Origin of the sequence: Xanthomonas sp. CFBP 8443, from assembly GCF_025666195.1 — a bacterium.
GTDB lineage: Bacteria > Pseudomonadota > Gammaproteobacteria > Xanthomonadales > Xanthomonadaceae > Xanthomonas_A.
In genome coordinates this window covers 1,368,833-1,385,339 of the sequence record NZ_CP102592.1, presented here as the reverse complement: position 1 = coordinate 1,385,339, position 16,507 = coordinate 1,368,833, and the positions used below count along the sequence as shown (strand labels likewise).

Annotated in this window: 14 protein-coding genes and 5 tRNA genes; 4 read left to right on the top strand and 15 right to left on the bottom strand. The window is 67.7% G+C overall.

What is annotated here, in order from left to right; translation table 11 throughout:
• The first annotated feature begins 194 nt into the window (after positions 1 to 194).
• Positions 195 to 452, top strand: a complete 258-nt coding sequence (locus NUG20_RS05955) for a DUF2798 domain-containing protein (protein ID WP_263397472.1) — start codon at positions 195 to 197, stop codon at positions 450 to 452.
• A 62-nt stretch (positions 453 to 514) separates the two neighbouring features.
• Here the strand turns inward: NUG20_RS05955 and NUG20_RS05950 are convergent, their stop codons facing one another.
• Together NUG20_RS05950 and NUG20_RS05945 are read right to left on the bottom strand one after the other, a co-directional pair.
• The gene (locus NUG20_RS05950; RefSeq protein ID WP_263397471.1) at positions 515 to 919 is read right to left on the bottom strand and encodes a DUF6165 family protein; all 405 of its coding nucleotides are present in this window, start codon (positions 917 to 919) and stop codon (positions 515 to 517) included.
• A gap of 118 nt (positions 920 to 1,037) precedes the next feature.
• A tRNA-Ser gene (locus NUG20_RS05945) sits at positions 1,038 to 1,128 on the bottom strand.
• A 195-nt stretch (positions 1,129 to 1,323) separates the two neighbouring features.
• Here NUG20_RS05945 and NUG20_RS05940 point away from each other — a divergent pair.
• Complete coding sequence (locus NUG20_RS05940; RefSeq protein WP_263397470.1) at positions 1,324 to 2,028, top strand: PP2C family protein-serine/threonine phosphatase; 705 nt, start codon at positions 1,324 to 1,326, stop codon at positions 2,026 to 2,028.
• A 167-nt stretch (positions 2,029 to 2,195) separates the two neighbouring features.
• On the opposite strand, the gene dnaQ is transcribed toward NUG20_RS05940, so the two are convergent.
• The 3 genes from dnaQ to NUG20_RS05925 are packed head-to-tail and all read right to left on the bottom strand — an operon-like array spanning position 2,196 to position 4,099.
• On the bottom strand, positions 2,196 to 2,936 hold the full coding sequence (gene dnaQ / locus NUG20_RS05935) for a DNA polymerase III subunit epsilon (protein ID WP_263397469.1): 741 nt from the start codon (positions 2,934 to 2,936) through the stop codon (positions 2,196 to 2,198).
• A 32-nt stretch (positions 2,937 to 2,968) separates the two neighbouring features.
• Complete coding sequence (rnhA, locus tag NUG20_RS05930) at positions 2,969 to 3,427, bottom strand: ribonuclease HI (protein ID WP_053841401.1); 459 nt, start codon at positions 3,425 to 3,427, stop codon at positions 2,969 to 2,971.
• A gap of 12 nt (positions 3,428 to 3,439) precedes the next feature.
• Positions 3,440 to 4,099, bottom strand: a complete 660-nt coding sequence (locus tag NUG20_RS05925; RefSeq protein ID WP_263397468.1) for a class I SAM-dependent methyltransferase — start codon at positions 4,097 to 4,099, stop codon at positions 3,440 to 3,442.
• A 12-nt stretch (positions 4,100 to 4,111) separates the two neighbouring features.
• On the opposite strand from NUG20_RS05925, the gene gloB reads away from it, so the two are divergent.
• Both gloB and NUG20_RS05915 read left to right on the top strand, forming a co-directional pair.
• Entirely contained in the window at positions 4,112 to 4,879 is a 768-nt protein-coding gene (gloB, locus tag NUG20_RS05920; protein WP_263397467.1) for a hydroxyacylglutathione hydrolase, read from the top strand.
• Positions 4,876 to 6,096 (top strand): lytic transglycosylase domain-containing protein, encoded by a 1,221-nt coding sequence (locus NUG20_RS05915; protein ID WP_263397466.1) that lies wholly within the window; start codon positions 4,876 to 4,878, stop codon positions 6,094 to 6,096. Before gloB ends, NUG20_RS05915 begins: the two co-directional genes overlap by 4 nt.
• A gap of 824 nt (positions 6,097 to 6,920) precedes the next feature.
• Here NUG20_RS05915 and NUG20_RS05910 read toward each other — a convergent pair.
• The 10 genes from NUG20_RS05910 to NUG20_RS05865 all read right to left on the bottom strand — a co-directional run bounded on the left by NUG20_RS05910 (position 6,921) and on the right by NUG20_RS05865 (position 16,397).
• Positions 6,921 to 8,912, bottom strand: coding sequence for a peptidyl-prolyl cis-trans isomerase (locus NUG20_RS05910; RefSeq protein ID WP_263397465.1), 1,992 nt, complete (start codon positions 8,910 to 8,912; stop codon positions 6,921 to 6,923).
• 179 nt (positions 8,913 to 9,091) lie between these two features.
• A tRNA-Asp gene (locus tag NUG20_RS05905) sits at positions 9,092 to 9,168 on the bottom strand.
• Positions 9,169 to 9,284: 116 nt separating this feature from the next.
• Positions 9,285 to 9,361: transfer RNA gene (locus NUG20_RS05900), tRNA-Asp, on the bottom strand.
• A 27-nt stretch (positions 9,362 to 9,388) separates the two neighbouring features.
• Positions 9,389 to 9,463 (bottom strand) — tRNA-Val (locus tag NUG20_RS05895).
• Between the two features lie 11 nt (positions 9,464 to 9,474).
• Positions 9,475 to 9,747 carry an HU family DNA-binding protein gene (locus NUG20_RS05890; RefSeq protein ID WP_009607753.1) on the bottom strand — a complete coding sequence of 91 codons (273 nt, stop codon included), beginning with the start codon at positions 9,745 to 9,747 and terminating at the stop codon, positions 9,475 to 9,477.
• Between the two features lie 228 nt (positions 9,748 to 9,975).
• A complete protein-coding gene (gene lon / locus NUG20_RS05885) occupies positions 9,976 to 12,447 on the bottom strand; it encodes an endopeptidase La (RefSeq protein WP_263397464.1) in 2,472 nt (823 codons plus the stop codon).
• Between the two features lie 176 nt (positions 12,448 to 12,623).
• Positions 12,624 to 13,910 carry an ATP-dependent Clp protease ATP-binding subunit ClpX gene (gene clpX / locus NUG20_RS05880; RefSeq protein ID WP_003468538.1) on the bottom strand — a complete coding sequence of 429 codons (1,287 nt, stop codon included), beginning with the start codon at positions 13,908 to 13,910 and terminating at the stop codon, positions 12,624 to 12,626.
• Positions 13,911 to 14,038: 128 nt separating this feature from the next.
• Entirely contained in the window at positions 14,039 to 14,665 is a 627-nt protein-coding gene (gene clpP, locus NUG20_RS05875) for an ATP-dependent Clp endopeptidase proteolytic subunit ClpP (RefSeq protein WP_145701584.1), read from the bottom strand.
• 136 nt (positions 14,666 to 14,801) lie between these two features.
• Entirely contained in the window at positions 14,802 to 16,097 is a 1,296-nt protein-coding gene (tig, locus tag NUG20_RS05870; RefSeq protein ID WP_263397463.1) for a trigger factor, read from the bottom strand.
• Between the two features lie 215 nt (positions 16,098 to 16,312).
• Positions 16,313 to 16,397: transfer RNA gene (locus NUG20_RS05865), tRNA-Leu, on the bottom strand.
• Positions 16,398 to 16,507 lie beyond the last annotated feature (110 nt).

The following is a 16,507-nucleotide window of genomic DNA, read 5'->3' as shown; positions in this document are numbered from 1 at the left end:
GGCTTGTGCGCTGGCCGAGCGCGGCCTTACCATGCTGGCGCGCGTTCGCCACCACTTCGGTCTGCGGACGCCGCCGTAAGCGTTTACGTCAAGCAACGCGCCAACCGCGCCGGATTCGTCCGGGGCCGTTTCCCGCCAGCGCCTCGGGCCTGCGGGTGGCGCCTTTGCTTCGACCGGCTTACGGAGTTCTCACCATGTCCCGTTCCCCTCGGCTTTTCCCACGCAAACTGCATTCCCGCCATGCCGGCTGGGTGATGCCGCTGTTGTTGTCGATCCTGATGACCTGCGTGGTCTCGATGATCAGTACGTTGCGCACGGTCGGCTTGGCGCCGGGCGTGTACACGCTATGGCTGGGCGCCTGGGCGTTGTCGTGGCTGATCGCCTTTCCCACCCTGCTGCTGGCATTGCCGCTGGTGCGCCGGCTGACCGGACTGCTGGTCGCCCGCACCTGAGCCGTCCACACCCGGCCCGTACCGACCATCCGGGAGGCGACGACGCCTCCCGGATGTTTTGCTCAGGTCGCCGCGCCGCGATAGTCCTGGTAGGACTTCTCTTCGACGTAGCTGGAGCCCAGCGCCAGGTTGATCTCCTTCTTGAGCCGCGCGCGCTCGTCGTTCTCGTAGTACACGCTGCGCGCGAGCTTGATGAACTCCTCGTCGAAGGCCTGCGCCTTCTCCTTGATCCGGATCTCGTCCTCGATCACCCACAGGCGCTCGTTGACCGCCTTCAGCTCCAGCCGCAGCCGGGCCACGTCGCCGCTGGCGGCCGGATGCGCCATCCAGGTCTTTTCCAGCGCCGACAGCTCCGCGCGCACGTTGGCCAACTTGGCCGCATCGCCGATGCGCTCGGACTTGATCTGCAGGATGGCGATCTTGTCGAGCAGTTCGCCAAAGGACACGGGGGCCAGAATTTCGGACATGGGAACACCCAAGCGATAGTTGAGAGGAAGTGTAACGGGCAGGCCTTAACGCCATGTCGGCGCCGCATGGCGAGCGCCGTCAAAAGACAAAAGGCCCCTGACGGGGCCTTCTGAAAACTGGCGGGAAGGGGGGGATTCGAACCCCCGAGGCGCTATAAACGCCTGCCTGATTTCGAGTCAGGTACATTCAACCGCTCTGCCACCTTCCCGGGTGGTCCCCGGCGGACCGGGGGCGTGCATCATACGGTCCCTGCCGCGCGCGGACAAGCGCCGCGTCGCCCGGTAGCGCCCGTACCCCCATGAACCCCGCCTGCCCTGCGGCACGGCCAACGATTGCCTGATGTCCGCTTGGCCGCGATGATGCCGTTTGAATGACAGGACGCCGGGCCGGCCGCGGGCACGCAATGATCGAATTCGGACACCTCACCCACGTCGGCCTGCGCCGCGAGCTCAACGAGGACACCTATTACGGCGACAACGAGCTCGGCCTGTGGCTGGTCGCCGACGGCATGGGCGGCCATGCCTGCGGCGAGGTCGCCAGCGCGCTGGCGCGCGAGGCCATCGTCCGCGAGGTGCGCGGCGGCACGCCGCTGGCGCAGGCGATCCGCATCGCCGACGAGGAGATCATCCGCGCCTCGCGGCGGCGCAACGACAGCTTGCCGATGGGCACCACGGTGGTCGCCGCGCGGGTGCAGGGCAACCGCTTCGAGGTGGCCTGGGTCGGCGACAGCCGCGCCTATCTGTGGCGCGACGGCAAGCTGGCCCAGCTCAGCCAGGACCACAGCTACGTGCAGGAACTGATCGCACAGGGCGCGCTGACCGCCGAGCAGGCGCGCGCGCATCCGCACCGCAACGTGGTCACCCAGGCGCTGGGGGTCACCGATCCGCTGCACCTCAACGTGGCCACGATGACCGGCGAACTGCGCCCGGGCATGCAGCTGCTGCTGTGCAGCGACGGGCTGACCGAGGAAGTGGACGATGCCGGCATCGCCGCCACCCTCGGCCACGACGACTGCAGCGCGCAGGAATGCGTGGACACGCTGGTGGCCGCCGCGCTGGACGGCGGCGGCTCTGACAACATCACCGCGATCCTGGTGCGCTGCCACTGAGCCGATGCGCCGATGCCCGCGCTTGTCGGCGCAGGCCGGGCCACGGCAGGCACGCGCGATTCGCGGCTGCGCTCAGCGCGCGCTGCGGCCCACGGCCGCCGCGATGGCGGCGCCGGTAGCTGCGGAGGCAAGCCCTAAGAACGATCGTCTGCGAGAAGTCGCCCCGCTCAACCGGCCACGGCCTCGGCCAGCATCGGCTCGGCCTCGTCCCACAGCGCACGCCCAGCCTTCTTGCGCAGCTTTTCCAGCCGCGCCTGGTGCGCTTCCAGCTCCGACGCGGTCGGCAGCACCCGCGGCCGCGGCAGCAGCATCGCCATGTCGAACGCCGCGCGCTGGCCGTCGGCGTGGTCGCCGGCGCGGTCGTCGGCCAGGGCGAAGCCGATCTCCTCCTGGCCCGAGGTCAGCGCGATGTAGACCTCGCTGAGGATCTGCGCATCGAGCAGCGCGCCATGCAGTTGCCGGTGCGAGTTGTCCACGCCCAGCCGCTTGCACAGCGCGTCCAGCGAATTGCGCTGGCCCGGGAAGCGCTCGCGCGCCAGCAGCAGCGTATCGATGACTGTGGCGCGGTCGAGAATGCGTCCGTAGGACGCGCCCAGCCGCGACAGTTCGTAGTCGAGGAAGCCCAGGTCGAACGAGGCGTTGTGGATGATCAGTTCGGCGCCGTCGATGAACGCCAGGAATTCGTCCACCACCTCGTGGAATTCCGGCTTGTCGGCCAGGAACTCCAGGGTCAGGCCGGTGACTTCCTGCGCGCCGGGTTCGAAGTCGCAGTCCGGGCGCAGGTAGCGGTGGAAGTTGCGCCCGCTGGGACGGCGCTCGAGCAGCTCCACCGCGCCGATTTCGACGACGCGGTTGCCCTTCTTCCATTCCAGGCCGGTGGTTTCGGTATCGAGGATGATCTGGCGCATGTCGCTCGTTGCAGGATGAATCGTGGAAAGGATCAGGACGCGACCGCGGCGCCGCCGGCGCGCACCCGCAGCGCTTGGTTGCGGGCCAGCACGTCCACCCGCTCGTTGTCCGGATCGCCGCTGTGGCCCTTGACCCAGCGCCAGTCGATCGTGTGCCGCTGCGCTGCGGCGTGCAGCCGTTCCCACAGGTCGCGGTTCTTGACCGGATCGCCGCCGGCGGTCTTCCACTGCCGCCGCACCCAGCCCGGCATCCACTCGGTGATGCCCTGGCGCACGTACTGCGAATCGGTATGCAGCACGATCTGGCACGGTTCGCTGAGCGTCTCCAGCGCCATGATCGCGGCCATCAGCTCCATGCGGTTGTTGGTGGTGTGCGCCTCGGCGCCGGCCACTTCGCGCTCCAGGCCCTTGTAGCGCAGCAGCGCGGCCCAGCCGCCGGGGCCGGGATTGCCGAGGCAGGCGCCGTCGGTATGGATATCAACAGTCTTCATGTACGTCCAGGATCAGATGGAAGCAGCCGAACCGCGCCAGCGTACCGGCGCGCGCAGCGGAATGGGGCCGATGCCGGCGGCGGTGCGTTTTTCTGCCTGCAGCATGCACACCGCGCGCAACGGCGCGCCGGACGTCGCCGCCGCGATGCCACCACGGGTCGGCCACACCGGCCCGAGGTAGCGCAGCCGCTCGACGCACGGCAGCCCGGCCTGCGCCAGCAAACCGCGCCAGCTGCCCGGCGGCCGCGCCACCAGGCCCTGCCGGCGCCAGCGCAGCCGGTACGGGCTCATCGCGTTCAGCGCGAACAGCCAGATGCGCCCGCCCGGCAGCAGCACCCGCTCGCATTCCTCCAGCAACGCGGTGGCGTCGGCGCCCAGCACATGCTGCAGCACGATCGCGTTGACGCTCTCCGACGGCAGCGGCAACGGCAGCGTGCATACCAGGTCGCCGGCATAGCCGTGCGCGGTGCGGTGCAGGCGCACGCCGCGCCCGGGCAGCTCGCGCGCCAGCGGCGCGAACGGCACCGGCGCCAGCCACAACCAGGGCTGTGCGGGGCGAGCGAGCAAGGCGTCCAGGATCAACGGCTGCTCGGCCTGCAGCAGCTGTTGCGCCACCGCCGTATCAAACCAGGATGAGACGGCGGCTTGACGGGGGAACGGGGCGGCAGGCATGGTGCCAATTCTATGCGACTGATCGCCCTGCCCGCATTCCAGGATAATTACATCTGGGCGATCGCCGCCGCGGATGGCCGCGCCGTGCTGGTCGACCCCGGCCAGGCCGAGCCGGTATTCGAGGCAGCCGCCCAGGGATTGCAGCCATCCGCGGTGCTGCTGACCCATCATCACGACGACCACATCGGCGGCGTGGCGGTTCTGCGCGAGCGCTGGCCGGACCTGCCGGTGTTCGCCCCGGCGGACGAGCCGCGGATCCCGCTCGCCAGCCAGCACGTCGGCGACGGCGATGCGGTGCAGGTGCTGGAATGGGAGTTCCGGACCCTTGCCGTGCCTGGGCACACCCGCTCGCATGTGGCCTATGTCGGCCATGGCCACCTGTTCAGCGGGGACACGCTGTTCAGCCTAGGCTGTGGGCGCATGTTCGAAGGTACGCCCTCCCAGATGTTGGGTTCGCTGCAACGGCTGGCCGCCCTCCCGGGCGCCACGCTGGTGTGCTGCGGACACGAATACACCCTGGCCAATGCGGCATTCGCCGTCACGGTCGATCCCACCAACGCTGCCTTGCGGCAGCGCCATCAGGAAGTCCAGGCCATGCGTCACGCTGCCCGTCCCACTGTTCCCGTCACCCTCGCCAGCGAAATGGCGACCAACCCGTTCCTGCGCACCGCCTCGGCGGCGATCCAGCAGGCGGTCGCCGCCCGGCTCGGCCGCGGCGCGCGCGACGAAGTGGAGGTATTCGCCGAATTGAGGCGCTGGAAAGACGATTTCCGCGCATGAGGTCGCTGCTGTTGAGCGCGGCGCTGACGCTGACCATCGCGTCGGCGACTCCTTCCGCGGCCGCGGCGGCGCCGGTCGGCGCCGCACTGGAGCAGACCCTCGCCGGGCTGAATGCGCTGCCGACGGACGCCGCGGCGTTGCCGCCGGCGACCACGCGTAACGGTCACACCATCCTGGCCAACTTCCGCGACGGCCTGGCCGACGCGCAATGCGACAGCAGCGCCACCGACGCACGCTGGAAACAGCAGTTCGCGCGCGCGCCGGCGCGCCTGGCCAACGAGGACGAGGACGTGCTTCCGCTGTTCGGCTACGTGGTGGACGAATTGCGTGCCGCCGACCTGCCGACCGAATTCGCGCTGATCCCGTTCGTCGAGAGCGGCTATCGTCCCGCCGCACGCAACAGCGGCGGTCCGGCCGGACTGTGGCAGTTCATCGCCGGTACCGCCCGCAACCACGACGTCCCGGTCGAAGGCAGCTACGACGGGCGCCTGTCCGCGGTGGATTCCACCCGCGCCGCGGTGCGCTATCTGAAGACCCTGCACGGCATGTTCGGCGGCGATTGGCGCCTGGCGATCATGGCCTACAACGCCGGCGAATACCGCGTGCTGCAGTCGATGCGCCGTGCCGGCATGAACGCGCAGAACGCGCAACCGGCCAAGCTGCCCGGGTTGTCGCCGATCACCTACGCCTACGTCGAGAAGCTGCACGCGCTGGCCTGCGTGCTGGAGCAGGCGCAGAGCCGCGACGAGTGGATGGCCTCGCTGGACCGCGAGGTGCCGATCCTGCAGGCGCGCACCCTGCCCGCCGGCATGGCGCTGGACGATTGGGCGCGCCAGCAGGCGCTGCAGGGCGACCGGATCGCGCGCCTGAACCCGGCGCTGGGCAGCGGGCGCAACAGCAAGCGCGCGCTGCCGGTGCTGGCGCCGGTCGGCAGCGGCGGCAGCGCGGCCACGGCCGCCGCCGACGCGCTGGCGGCGACGCAGGCGCAGGTCGAGGCGCCGGCCGTGCGGACCGTCGCCAGCGTCGGCGAAGCCGCAACGCCGCGCATCCGCTCACGCACGGCTGCGGCGCGCCGCACCCACACCGTCCGCGACGGCGACACCGCCTGGACCATCGCCAAGCGCTACGGCATCACCGTGCAGACCCTGCTGGCGAAGAACGGCCTGTCCGCGCGCAGCGTGCTGCGCCCGGGCATGGTGCTGAGCTACGAGGAATAGGCCGCCCTCCCGCTGCGGCGGGATCGATGCGCTGCGGCGGGACCGACGAGACCGCGACAGCGGCGACCGCCAGCGCTGCCACCGTTAGCCAACGCAAGAAACCACTTGTGGGAGCGACTTCAGTCGCGACGGGCTTTACCGATAAAGCCTGTCGCGACTGAAGTCGCTCCCACAGCACGGCGAACAGCTGAGAGATGAAACGAGAGGTCTCAGCTTCCACATTGGCCAGTGCCGCAACCCAAGGCAGGCGTGGCCGCCATTGCATCGCCGCTGACGTCGCCCCCACCGCATGGCGCACAGCCGAGAGAAACGCTTAGGTCGCAAGCGCTCCGCAATAGCGCGCAGCGAACGCCCGAAGCCGGCCTTGCCCGACACATCGCTGCGGCGATGGACGCCATCATGGCCAGCGGTCATCGCCATCGGCACCGATGCTGCCGCCTAGCGCAGGCGCGACAGCCCTGGGCCTGCGTCATACGCGCACCGGTAACCCGCACGCACTCGTCAGCGGGCCACACCGCGCGCGCCCGGCGCTCCCTTCTCCCCTAGGGAGAAGGTGCCCCGAAGGGGCGGATGAGGGTACCCCGTACCGGCGCATGCACGAAGTACATGCACACTTCCTTGCCGCCCTTCCGACCCTGCCGCAGCGACCGCGTCACGACGCATGATCGCGCGACACATCACCGCACATCCCAATGTCCCAAGCGCTCCCTTGTACTCCCTGTGCCCGGAGTGCCGAGTGCCTCAAGCGCCCGCAGTGCAGGACCCACAAACGAACAAGCCCGGCAATGCCGGGCTTGTTCGCATCATGCATCGGCAAGCGGCAGTTACAGCTGCGCTTCCTGCACGGTGACCTTGTAGCGCTTGCGCATCGCGTCGACGTAGGCCTTCGCCGCGGTGGCGCCCTCGATCTGGCCCAACTGCTGCTTGAGCGTGGCCTGCTGCTCTGCCGGCACCTTGCTCAGGTCGCCCGGATTCACCTTGTTGACCACGAACAGCGCGTAGCGCTTGGCGCCGCCCGGGATGCCGTTCGCCGACAGCTCCACCTTGCCCACCGACGGCTTGTCCGCGGCCGGCGGCGGCGCGCTGAAGATCGCGCGATTGGCTTCCGGACTCGGCATCGGCACGGTGCGCGGCAGCCCCGGCATCGGGTTGAGCTGCAGATTCTCAGGGCCGGCCAGCGCCTGCAGCGTCTCGCCCTTGCGCAGCTTCTCCAGCAGCGCATCGGCCTTGGCCGCCGCCGCCTTGGCGGTGCGATCGGCATGCACCGCAGCGACCACCTGCTCGCGGACCTTGGCCAACGGCTGGGTCTGCTCGGGCAGGTGCTGGGTGACGCGGATCATCACGTTGTGGTTCGGCCCCAGCGTGATCGGATCGCTGACCGTGCCGTCCTGCACCAGCGTGTCGGAGAACGCCGCACGCAGCACCGCCGGTTGCGCAGCGACGCCGCTGGCGTCGGCGCGCGAGAACGGCCCCAGGGTCTGCACCGGCAGGCCTACTTCCTTGGCCGCCGGCGCCAGCGCGGTCGGGTTCTTGTAGACCAGGTCCACCAGCCGCCCGCTCAGTTCGCTGAAGGCCTTCTCGTTGTCGGCCTGAAGCTGCTCGCCGGCGAGCTGGTCGCGCACCTGCTCGAAGCTCTTGCCCTGGCCGCCCTTGATCTCGCGCAGCTGGATCACGTGGTAGCCGAACTCGCTCTTCACCGGGCCGATGATGTCCCCGGCCTTCATCGCGAACAGCGCGTCGTCGAACGGCTTGACCATCGTGCCCTTTTCGACCCAGCCCAGGTCGCCGCCGGCGTTCTTGGAGCCCGAATCCTCGGAATTGGCGCGGGCCAGCGCGGCGAAGTCGGCGCCCGGCTGCTTGGCCTCGGCGACCAGCTTGGCGGCCTTGGCCTCGGCCGCCTTCTGCGCTGCGGCGTCCTTGCCGGCGCTGATCAGGATGTGCGAGGTCAGGCGCTGGTCGGGTTCGACGAAGCGCGCCTTCTCCTCCTCGTAGCGCTTGCGCAGCGCCGCCTCGTCGGCCGGCTTGGCCGGCGGCAGCTTGGACGCATCCAGTTCGACGTACTCGATCGACACCCGCTCCGGCTGCTTGAAGTCGGCCTGGTGCGCGTCGTACCACTGCTGCACCTGCGCGTCGCTGACCGGCGTGGTGTCGGCCGGCTGCTCCGGCAGCAGCGCCAGGTCCACGTCGCGGGTCTCGCTCAGCATCTTCAGCAGGCGCTCGGTTTCCTGCTGGGTCGCGAACGCCGATTCCATCAGCGCGGACGGGATCAGCGACTGCTGCAGGCCATCGCGCACCATCTGGTCGAACATCGCCGGCGTCCGCGGCGGCGTGCCCGAAGCCAAGGCCAGGCGGTAACGCTCGGGATCGAACTTGCCGTCGTTCTGGAACGCCGGAATGGTGCTGATGTAGTCGCGGATCGCCGCATCGCCGATGACCACGCCGGCCTGCTCGGACGCCAGCTTCACCACTTGCTCGTCGATCAACTGGTCGAGCACCTTGCGCTTGTTGTCGGCGCTTTCGAACTCGCGTGGGTCGAAGTTCTCGCCCTGCTGCTGCCGCTCCTGCTGGCGCGCTTCCTCGAAGCGCGCGCGGAACTGCTCCGTGCTCACTTCCTGGTGGCGCCACAGCAACGAGGCCGGCCACCACGACGGAGCCGACGCCCACCACGACGGCGGCGCCTGCACCTTGGCGACGTTGTTGGCACCGACGCCACCGAGGTAGCTGCCGTCGATGACGAACAGGAACGGAATCATCAACAGGCCGATGATCGCGGTGGCGATCCAGCCCGAGGTCTTTTCGCGGAGTTTCTGCAGCATTGGTTGGGAACCGAGGCCAGGTGGCGAGCCGCGCAGTTTAACCCGCTTCACGCCCTGCCGCGGAATGGCGTACCGCAGGGGCCGCGCCCATGAACATCCGCGGTCCGCATGGCTGTCGCCGGCAACGCCTTCCGGAAAAAAAGAAACCCCCGATCGCTCGGGGGTTTCGCGTACAAAACTGGCGGAGTGGACGGGACTCGAACCCGCGACCTCCGGCGTGACAGGCCAGCATTCTAACCGACTGAACTACCACTCCGCTTTTTGAACGGAGGCAGGCGCAAGGCCCGCAATCTCTGGGTATCGGCGCAGCGCGGAACGCGGCGGATGCTTCGAGAAACGAAACCCCCGATTTCTCAGGGGCTTCGGTGCAACTGGCGGAGTGGACGGGACTCGAACCCGCGACCTCCGGCGTGACAGGCCAGCATTCTAACCGACTGAACTACCACTCCGCTTTTGAAACTTGTCGCTCGGTGCTCTGGTGGGTGCTGAGGGTTTCGAACCCCCGACCCTCTCCGTGTAAAGGAGACGCTCTACCGCTGAGCTAAGCACCCTAGCGAGTCGATTAGTTTACGGCATCCTTCAGCGCTTTGCCAGCCTTGAAGGTCGGATTCTTCGACGCGGCGATCTTGATCGAGTCGCCGGTCTTCGGGTTGCGGCCGGTGCGCTCGGCACGGTCGCGCACCTGGAAGGTGCCGAAGCCCACGAGGGTCACGCTGTCGCCCTTCTTGAGCGCCTTGGTGACTTCGGATACGAAGGCGTCGACGGCGCGACCGGCTTCGGCCTTGGAGATATCGGCAGCGGCGGCGATAGCGTCGTTCAGTTCGGCTTTATTCATTTCTTGATGACTCCATGTGCGGCAGAAAACCGCGGAATTGAGGATCGGGTGTCGGCTTGGCCTGCCTCGTCCGGGACGAGGCCCCCGATTGATTTTTCACTACCAAGCACGCCCGTTCGCAGTGCTCGCAAGTCGTGCATTTATACCAGCGGCCTCGTACCCGCGCAAGCCGAAAAGCCAGCAACGGCGCGGGTTTGAGCCACTTGGGCGGGTGCGGTTCAGCGCTTTTCAGTGCTTGACGCGCGCGTTCGGGGATGCTTTCGGCTTGGGCTTGCGCCGCACCGGCGCCTGCTCGCCATCGGCGGCGACCTTGGGCTTGAGCGGCGTCTCCAGCGCCAGATCCAGCACTTCGTCGATCCACTTCACCGGCACGATCTTCAGGTCGCGGGTCACGTTGTCCGGGATGTCGGCCAGATCCTTGCGGTTCTCTTCGGGGATGATCACCGTGCGGATGCCGCCGCGCAGCGCCGCCAGCAATTTCTCCTTGAGCCCGCCGATCGCCGAGACGCGGCCGCGCAGCGTGATCTCGCCGGTCATCGCCACGTCGGCCTTGACCGGCACCTTGGTCAGCATCGACACCAGCGAGGTCACCATCGCGATGCCGGCACTGGGGCCGTCCTTCGGCGTGGCGCCATCGGGCACGTGCAGATGCACGTCGTGCTTCTGCAGGAAGTCGACCTCGATGCCGAGCCGCTCGGCGCGCGAACGCACTACCGACAGCGCCGCCGACGCCGATTCCTTCATCACGTCGCCGAGCTGGCCGGTCAGGATCACCGCGCCCTTGCCCGGGACCAGGGTCGACTCGATCTGCAGCAGATCGCCGCCGACCTCGGTCCAGGCCAGGCCGGTGACCAGGCCGACCTCGTTCTGCTCCTCGGCGCGACCGAAATCGAAGCGGCGCACGCCCAGGTACTTGTCCAGGTTCTTGGAACCGACGCTGACCCGCGCCTTGTCCTTGCGCGCCGCGCCCTTCTTCGCTACCGCCTTCTTGGCGACCTGTGCCTGCGGCCCGGCCAGCGCGATCTCCTTGACCACCTTGCGGCAGATCTTGGCGACCTCGCGCTCGAGGTTACGCACGCCGGATTCGCGCGTGTAGTAGCGCACGATGTCGCGGATCGCGTCGGCGGCGATCTCCAGCTCGTCGCCCTTCAGGCCGTTGGCCTTCAGCTGCTTGGGCACCAGATAACGCATGGCGATGGCGAGCTTCTCGTCCTCGGTGTAGCCGGGGATGCGAATCACCTCCATGCGGTCGAGCAGCGGGCCGGGGATGTTGAGCGAGTTGGAGGTCGCCACGAACATCACTTCCGACAGGTCCAGATCCACTTCCAGGTAGTGGTCGTTGAACGCGTTGTTCTGCTCGGGGTCGAGCACTTCCAGCAGCGCCGAAGACGGATCGCCGCGGAAGTCCATCGACATCTTGTCGATCTCGTCGAGCACGAACAGCGGGTTCTTGCTGCCGACCTTGTTGAGGTTCTGCACGATGCGGCCCGGCATCGAGCCGACGTAGGTGCGCCGATGCCCGCGGATCTCCGCCTCGTCGCGCACGCCGCCGAGCGACATGCGCACGAACTTGCGGTTGGTCGCCTTGGCGATCGACTGGCCGAGCGAGGTCTTGCCGACGCCCGGCGGACCGACCAGGCACAGGATCGGGCCCTTCATCTGCTTCACCCGCGACTGCACCGCGAGGTATTCGAGGATGCGGTCCTTGACCTTCTCCAGGCCGTAGTGATCGGCGTCCAGCGTTTCCTGCGCGACCTTCAGGTCCTTGCGCACCTTGCTGCGCTTCTTCCACGGCACGCCCAGCAGCCAATCCAGATAGTTGCGCACGACCGCGGCCTCGGCCGACATCGGCGACATCTGCTTGAGCTTGTTGAGCTCGGCCTTGGCCTTGGTCTCCACCGGCTTGGGCATGCCCGCCTCGGCGATCTTGCGCGCCAGCTCTTCCAGTTCGCCGGGCGCGTCGTCGAGATCGCCCAGCTCCTTCTGGATCGCCTTCATCTGCTCGTTGAGGTAGTACTCGCGCTGGCTCTTCTCCATCTGCGACTTGACCCGGCCGCGGATGCGCTTCTCCAGCTGCTGCACGTCGATCTCGCCGTCGACCAGGCCGACCAGCATCTCCAGGCGCTCGCCCACTTCCAGGGTTTCCAGCAGGCGCTGCTTGTCCGACAGGCGCACGCCGATATGCGCGGCGATGGTGTCGGCCAGGCGACCCGGCTCGTCGATGCCCGCTAGCGTCTGCAGCAGCTCCGGCGGCAGCTTGCGGTTGGTCTTGACGTACTGCTCGAACAGCGACATCAGCGAGCGCGCGATCGCCTCGACCTCGCGCTCCTCGCGCGACTCGGCGGCCTCGATCTCGCTGCCTTCGCCCTGCAGCGCGCCGTCGCGCTCGACCACCTTGTCGACGCTGACCCGCGACAGCCCCTCGACCAGCACCTTGATGGTGCCATCGGGCAGCTTCAGCAGTTGCAGGACCTGCGCCAGGGTGCCGACGTTGTACAGATCGGCGGCCACCGGATCGTCGGTCTCGGCGGATTTCTGCGCGACCAGCAGGATGCGCTTGTCGGCCTCCATCGCGTGCTCGAGCGCGCGCATCGACTTGTCGCGGCCGACGAACAGCGGGATGACCATGTGCGGGAAGACCACGACGTCGCGCAACGGCAGGACCGGCAGGTCGAGGACTTCGGATTTGGACTGGGCCATGAGGGTTCCGATGTGGGGTGCGGGAATGCGTAAAAGGCGGGCATAAAAATGCCGATGGCCCCGTTATGGGGCCATCGGCTGGATGATGCAAGGGCAGCGAAAAAGCCCCTTTTCTTTCAACCGCTTAGCCGGCCGCGAAGACCACGGCGGGACAGCGCCGCGGCCTCACCCGAGCCTCACTCGGCGGACGCCACCTTCGGCGCCGGCGGCGGGGTCTGGTAGATCAGGTACGGCTCGGACTTGTGCTCGATCACCGACTCGTCGACCACCACCTTGCTGACGTTTTCCTGCGACGGCAATTCGTACATCGTGTCCAGCAGGACCGACTCGACGATGGTACGCAGGCCGCGCGCGCCGGTCTTGCGCTTGAGCGCCTTCTTGGCGATGGCCAGCAGCGCGTCGGGCCGGAATTCCAGCTCCACGCCTTCCATCTCGAACAGCTTCTTGAACTGCTTGGTGATCGCGTTCTTCGGCTCGGTCAGGATCCGGATCAGCGCCGGCTCGTCCAGTTCTTCGAGCGTGGCGACCACCGGCAGGCGGCCGACGAACTCGGGGATCAGGCCGAACTTGATCAAGTCCTCCGGCTCCACTTCCGCCAGGATCTTGCCGACTTCGCGCTTGCGCTCGGAACTCTTCACCTTGGCGCCGAAGCCGATGCCGCCGACGTCGTTGGAGCGCTGCTGGATCACCTTGTCCAGGCCGGCGAACGCGCCGCCGCAGATGAACAGGATGTTCTTGGTATCCACCTGCAGGAATTCCTGCTGCGGATGCTTGCGCCCGCCCTGCGGCGGCACCGAAGCGACCGTGCCCTCGATCAGCTTCAGCAGCGCCTGCTGCACGCCTTCGCCGGACACGTCGCGGGTGATCGACGGGTTCTCGCTCTTGCGCGAGATCTTGTCGATCTCGTCGATGTAGACGATGCCCTGCTGCGCCTTGTCGACGTCGTAGTCGCACTTCTGCAGCAGCTTCTGGATGATGTTTTCCACGTCCTCGCCGACATAGCCGGCTTCGGTCAGCGTGGTCGCATCGGCGATCGTGAACGGCACGTTGAGCAGTCGCGCCAGCGTTTCGGCCAGCAGCGTCTTGCCCGAACCGGTCGGGCCGACCAGCAGGATGTTGGATTTGGCCAGTTCGACTTCGTCGTTCTTCTGGCGGCTCTCGATGCGCTTGTAGTGGTTGTACACGGCCACGGCGAGCGTGCGCTTGGCGCGCAGCTGCCCGATCACGTACTGGTCCAGTACCTCGAGGATTTCCTTGGGCTTGGGCAGGCTGCTGCGTGCGGACTGCGCCTTCTCCTCGAGTTCCTCGCGGATGATGTCGTTGCACAGCTCGACACATTCGTCGCAGATGAACACGCTCGGCCCGGCGATCAGCTTACGGACCTCGTGTTGACTCTTGCCGCAGAACGAGCAGTACAGAATCTTGTTGCTGTCGCCGGAACGGCCTTGCCGGTCTTCGCTCATTGCTTCGCTTACCCAGTTACCCCACCCGATGAACGGGGGTTCGATTTCGAGAATAGCACAGGGCCGGGAGGACGCTAGCCCGACCCCGGCCCTGCGGAATACGCTGCGTTTTGCAGTACATGCAAGCCTTATGCCGGCTGGATCGACTCTTCCGGACGGCGCTCCAACACCTGATCGACTAGCCCGTAGGTCTGCGCGTCGACGGCGCTCTTGAAGTTGTCGCGCTCGGTGTCGCGGGCGATGGTTTCCAGCGACTGGCCGGTGTGCTTGGCCAGGATTTCGTTCAGCCGCGCGCGCAGGGTCAGGATCTCGCGGGCGTGGATGTCGATGTCGGTGGCCTGGCCCTGGAAGCCGCCCAGCGGCTGGTGGATCATCACCCGCGAATTCGGCAGCGCGTAGCGCTTGCCGGCCGCGCCCGACGCCAGCAGCAGCGCGCCCATCGAGGCGGCCTGGCCGACGCAGATGGTGCTCACGTCCGGCTTGATGTACTGCATGGTGTCGTAGATCGCCATGCCGGCGGTGACCACGCCGCCCGGCGAGTTGATGTAGATGCTGATGTCCTTTTCCGGGTTGTCCGCTTCCAGGAACAGCATCTGCGCCACGATCACGTTGGCCATGTGGTCGTCGATCGGACCGACCAGGAAGATCAGACGCTCCTTCAGCAGGCGCGAATAGATGTCATAGGCGCGCTCGCCGCGGCTGGTCTGCTCGACCACCATCGGAACCAGATTCAAGGCCTTGGTCACATTGTCCACGCGGGAACTCCTGCTCTGTGTGTCGTCCCTGCACGGGGATGTGCAGGGATTGCATCGTGTCGCGCCCCACGGCTGCGAGGGCTTGGATTGCGTCTCCAACCCGCATGCAACATGCGGGCCGCCGCGAAGCGTCGCCTTACTGGCGGATCGCTTCCTGGAACGTCATCGCCTGCTCGGTGTGCTTGGCGCGCTCGGCGATCCAGTCGATCACCTGCTCCTCCATCACACGGCTCTGCAGTCCACCCATCAATTGGGGGTCGTTGCGGTACATCTCAATGACCTGTTCCGGCTCTTCGTAGGTCGAGGCGATCAGGCGCAGGGTTTCCGAGACCCGCTTGGGGTCCAGACGCAGCTCGTTGCGGCGGGCGACCTCGCCGACCAGCAGGCCGACCAGCACGCGCTTGCGCGCCGCGTCGACGAAGCCCTGGTGGGCGTCGTCCGGCACCTGGCCCGGGTCGCGGCCGGAGCGGCGCATCTGCTCGACCTGCTGCGCCAGCATCGAACGCGCTTCGTTCTCGACCAGCCGCGGCGGCATTTCCACCGAGGCGTAGGCGGCGATCAGCTGCTCGCCGACCTCGCGGCGCAGCCGGTTCATCAGCGCGCCCTTGAGCTCGCGCTCCAGGTTGATGCGGATGTCCTTGCGGAACTGCTCGGCATCGCCGCTCTTCACGCCGAAGCTCTTGATGAACTCCTTGTCCACCTCCGGCAGCACCGGCGCGGCGACGTCGACCGCCTTCACGTGCACCTGGACCTGCTTGCCGGCGAACTGCGGCACGCGCCAGTCGGCCGGGAAATCGACCGTCAGGGTCTTTTCCTCGTCCTTGGACAGGCCGACCAGGCCCTGCTCGATCGCCGGGAACATCACGCCCGAGCCGATCACACTGCTGCCCTTCTCCACGCCCTCGGCGGGCAGGCGCTCGTCGCCGGCCTGCGACCAGGTCTCCAGGGTCACCAGGTCGCCGTCCTGCGCCGGGCGCTCGGCAGGCTGCCAGGTGCGGCGCTGCAGGCGCAGGTTCTCGATCATCTGCTCGATGTCGGCATCGGTGACCTCGGCGGTGTGGCGGACCACTTCCAGCTTGGCCACGTCGATGTCGCCGAAGTCCGGCACCACTTCGAAGGTCGCCACGAACTGCAGTTCGTTGTCGCCGGCGCGGTCGATGCGCGGGTTGCCGGCCAGGCGCAGCTCGTGCTCGCGCACCGCCGAGTCGAAGGTCTCGCGCAGCAGGCCGTCCAGCGCCTCGGCGCGGATCTGCGGGCCGAAGCGCTGCTCGATCACCTTCGGCGGGATCTTGCCGGGGCGGAAACCCTTGATCCGCGCGGTCCGCGCGACTTCGCGCAGGCGGCCGCCGATATGGGTCTCCAGGCGCTCCTCCGGCAGGGTGAAGGTCAGACGCCGTTCCAGGGTACCGGTGGTTTCGATCGAAGCTTGCATGTGGACTCCTGCCACCGGGAGCCCACGGCTCTCGGCACGATGTAGAGAAATACGGGTTGACGCGGGCACGGGACGGCCGCCGCAGCCGGATAGTTTCGCCTATTCCCGCGGTGCCTGCCAGCGCACCCGGTCGACCGGCGCCGGCATGGGCCTGGCGCGACGGGCCTGCGGACGGGGCTGCAGGGGGACGGCGGGCCGCGCGAGCGGCGCCGGGATGGTGCGAAAGAGGGGACTCGAACCCCTACGCCTTGCGGCACTGGTACCTAAAACCAGGGCGTCTACCAATTCCGCCACTTTCGCGCTGCGGCGCAGGACGCGCTCGCCTGCGCATTGTTGCAGGCCTGCCGGCAAAGAAAAAGGCACCTGGCGGGGTGGATGCCGCCCATCTGGTCGGCGACCGGGGATGCGCG

What these genes read in the sequence shown, in the direction of transcription:
- NUG20_RS05955 (WP_263397472.1), top strand. Translation starts at nt 195, where the DNA reads ATGTCCCGTTCCCCTCGGCTTTTCCCACGCAAACTGCATTCCCGCCAT.
- NUG20_RS05950 (WP_263397471.1), bottom strand. Translation starts at nt 919, where the DNA reads ATGTCCGAAATTCTGGCCCCCGTGTCCTTTGGCGAACTGCTCGACAAG.
- NUG20_RS05940 (WP_263397470.1), top strand. Translation starts at nt 1,324, where the DNA reads ATGATCGAATTCGGACACCTCACCCACGTCGGCCTGCGCCGCGAGCTC.
- dnaQ (WP_263397469.1), bottom strand. Translation starts at nt 2,936, where the DNA reads ATGCGCCAGATCATCCTCGATACCGAAACCACCGGCCTGGAATGGAAG.
- rnhA (WP_053841401.1), bottom strand. Translation starts at nt 3,427, where the DNA reads ATGAAGACTGTTGATATCCATACCGACGGCGCCTGCCTCGGCAATCCC.
- NUG20_RS05925 (WP_263397468.1), bottom strand. Translation starts at nt 4,099, where the DNA reads ATGCCTGCCGCCCCGTTCCCCCGTCAAGCCGCCGTCTCATCCTGGTTT.
- gloB (WP_263397467.1), top strand. Translation starts at nt 4,112, where the DNA reads ATGCGACTGATCGCCCTGCCCGCATTCCAGGATAATTACATCTGGGCG.
- NUG20_RS05915 (WP_263397466.1), top strand. Translation starts at nt 4,876, where the DNA reads ATGAGGTCGCTGCTGTTGAGCGCGGCGCTGACGCTGACCATCGCGTCG.
- NUG20_RS05910 (WP_263397465.1), bottom strand. Translation starts at nt 8,912, where the DNA reads ATGCTGCAGAAACTCCGCGAAAAGACCTCGGGCTGGATCGCCACCGCG.
- NUG20_RS05890 (WP_009607753.1), bottom strand. Translation starts at nt 9,747, where the DNA reads ATGAATAAAGCCGAACTGAACGACGCTATCGCCGCCGCTGCCGATATC.
- lon (WP_263397464.1), bottom strand. Translation starts at nt 12,447, where the DNA reads ATGGCCCAGTCCAAATCCGAAGTCCTCGACCTGCCGGTCCTGCCGTTG.
- clpX (WP_003468538.1), bottom strand. Translation starts at nt 13,910, where the DNA reads ATGAGCGAAGACCGGCAAGGCCGTTCCGGCGACAGCAACAAGATTCTG.
- tig (WP_263397463.1), bottom strand. Translation starts at nt 16,097, where the DNA reads ATGCAAGCTTCGATCGAAACCACCGGTACCCTGGAACGGCGTCTGACC.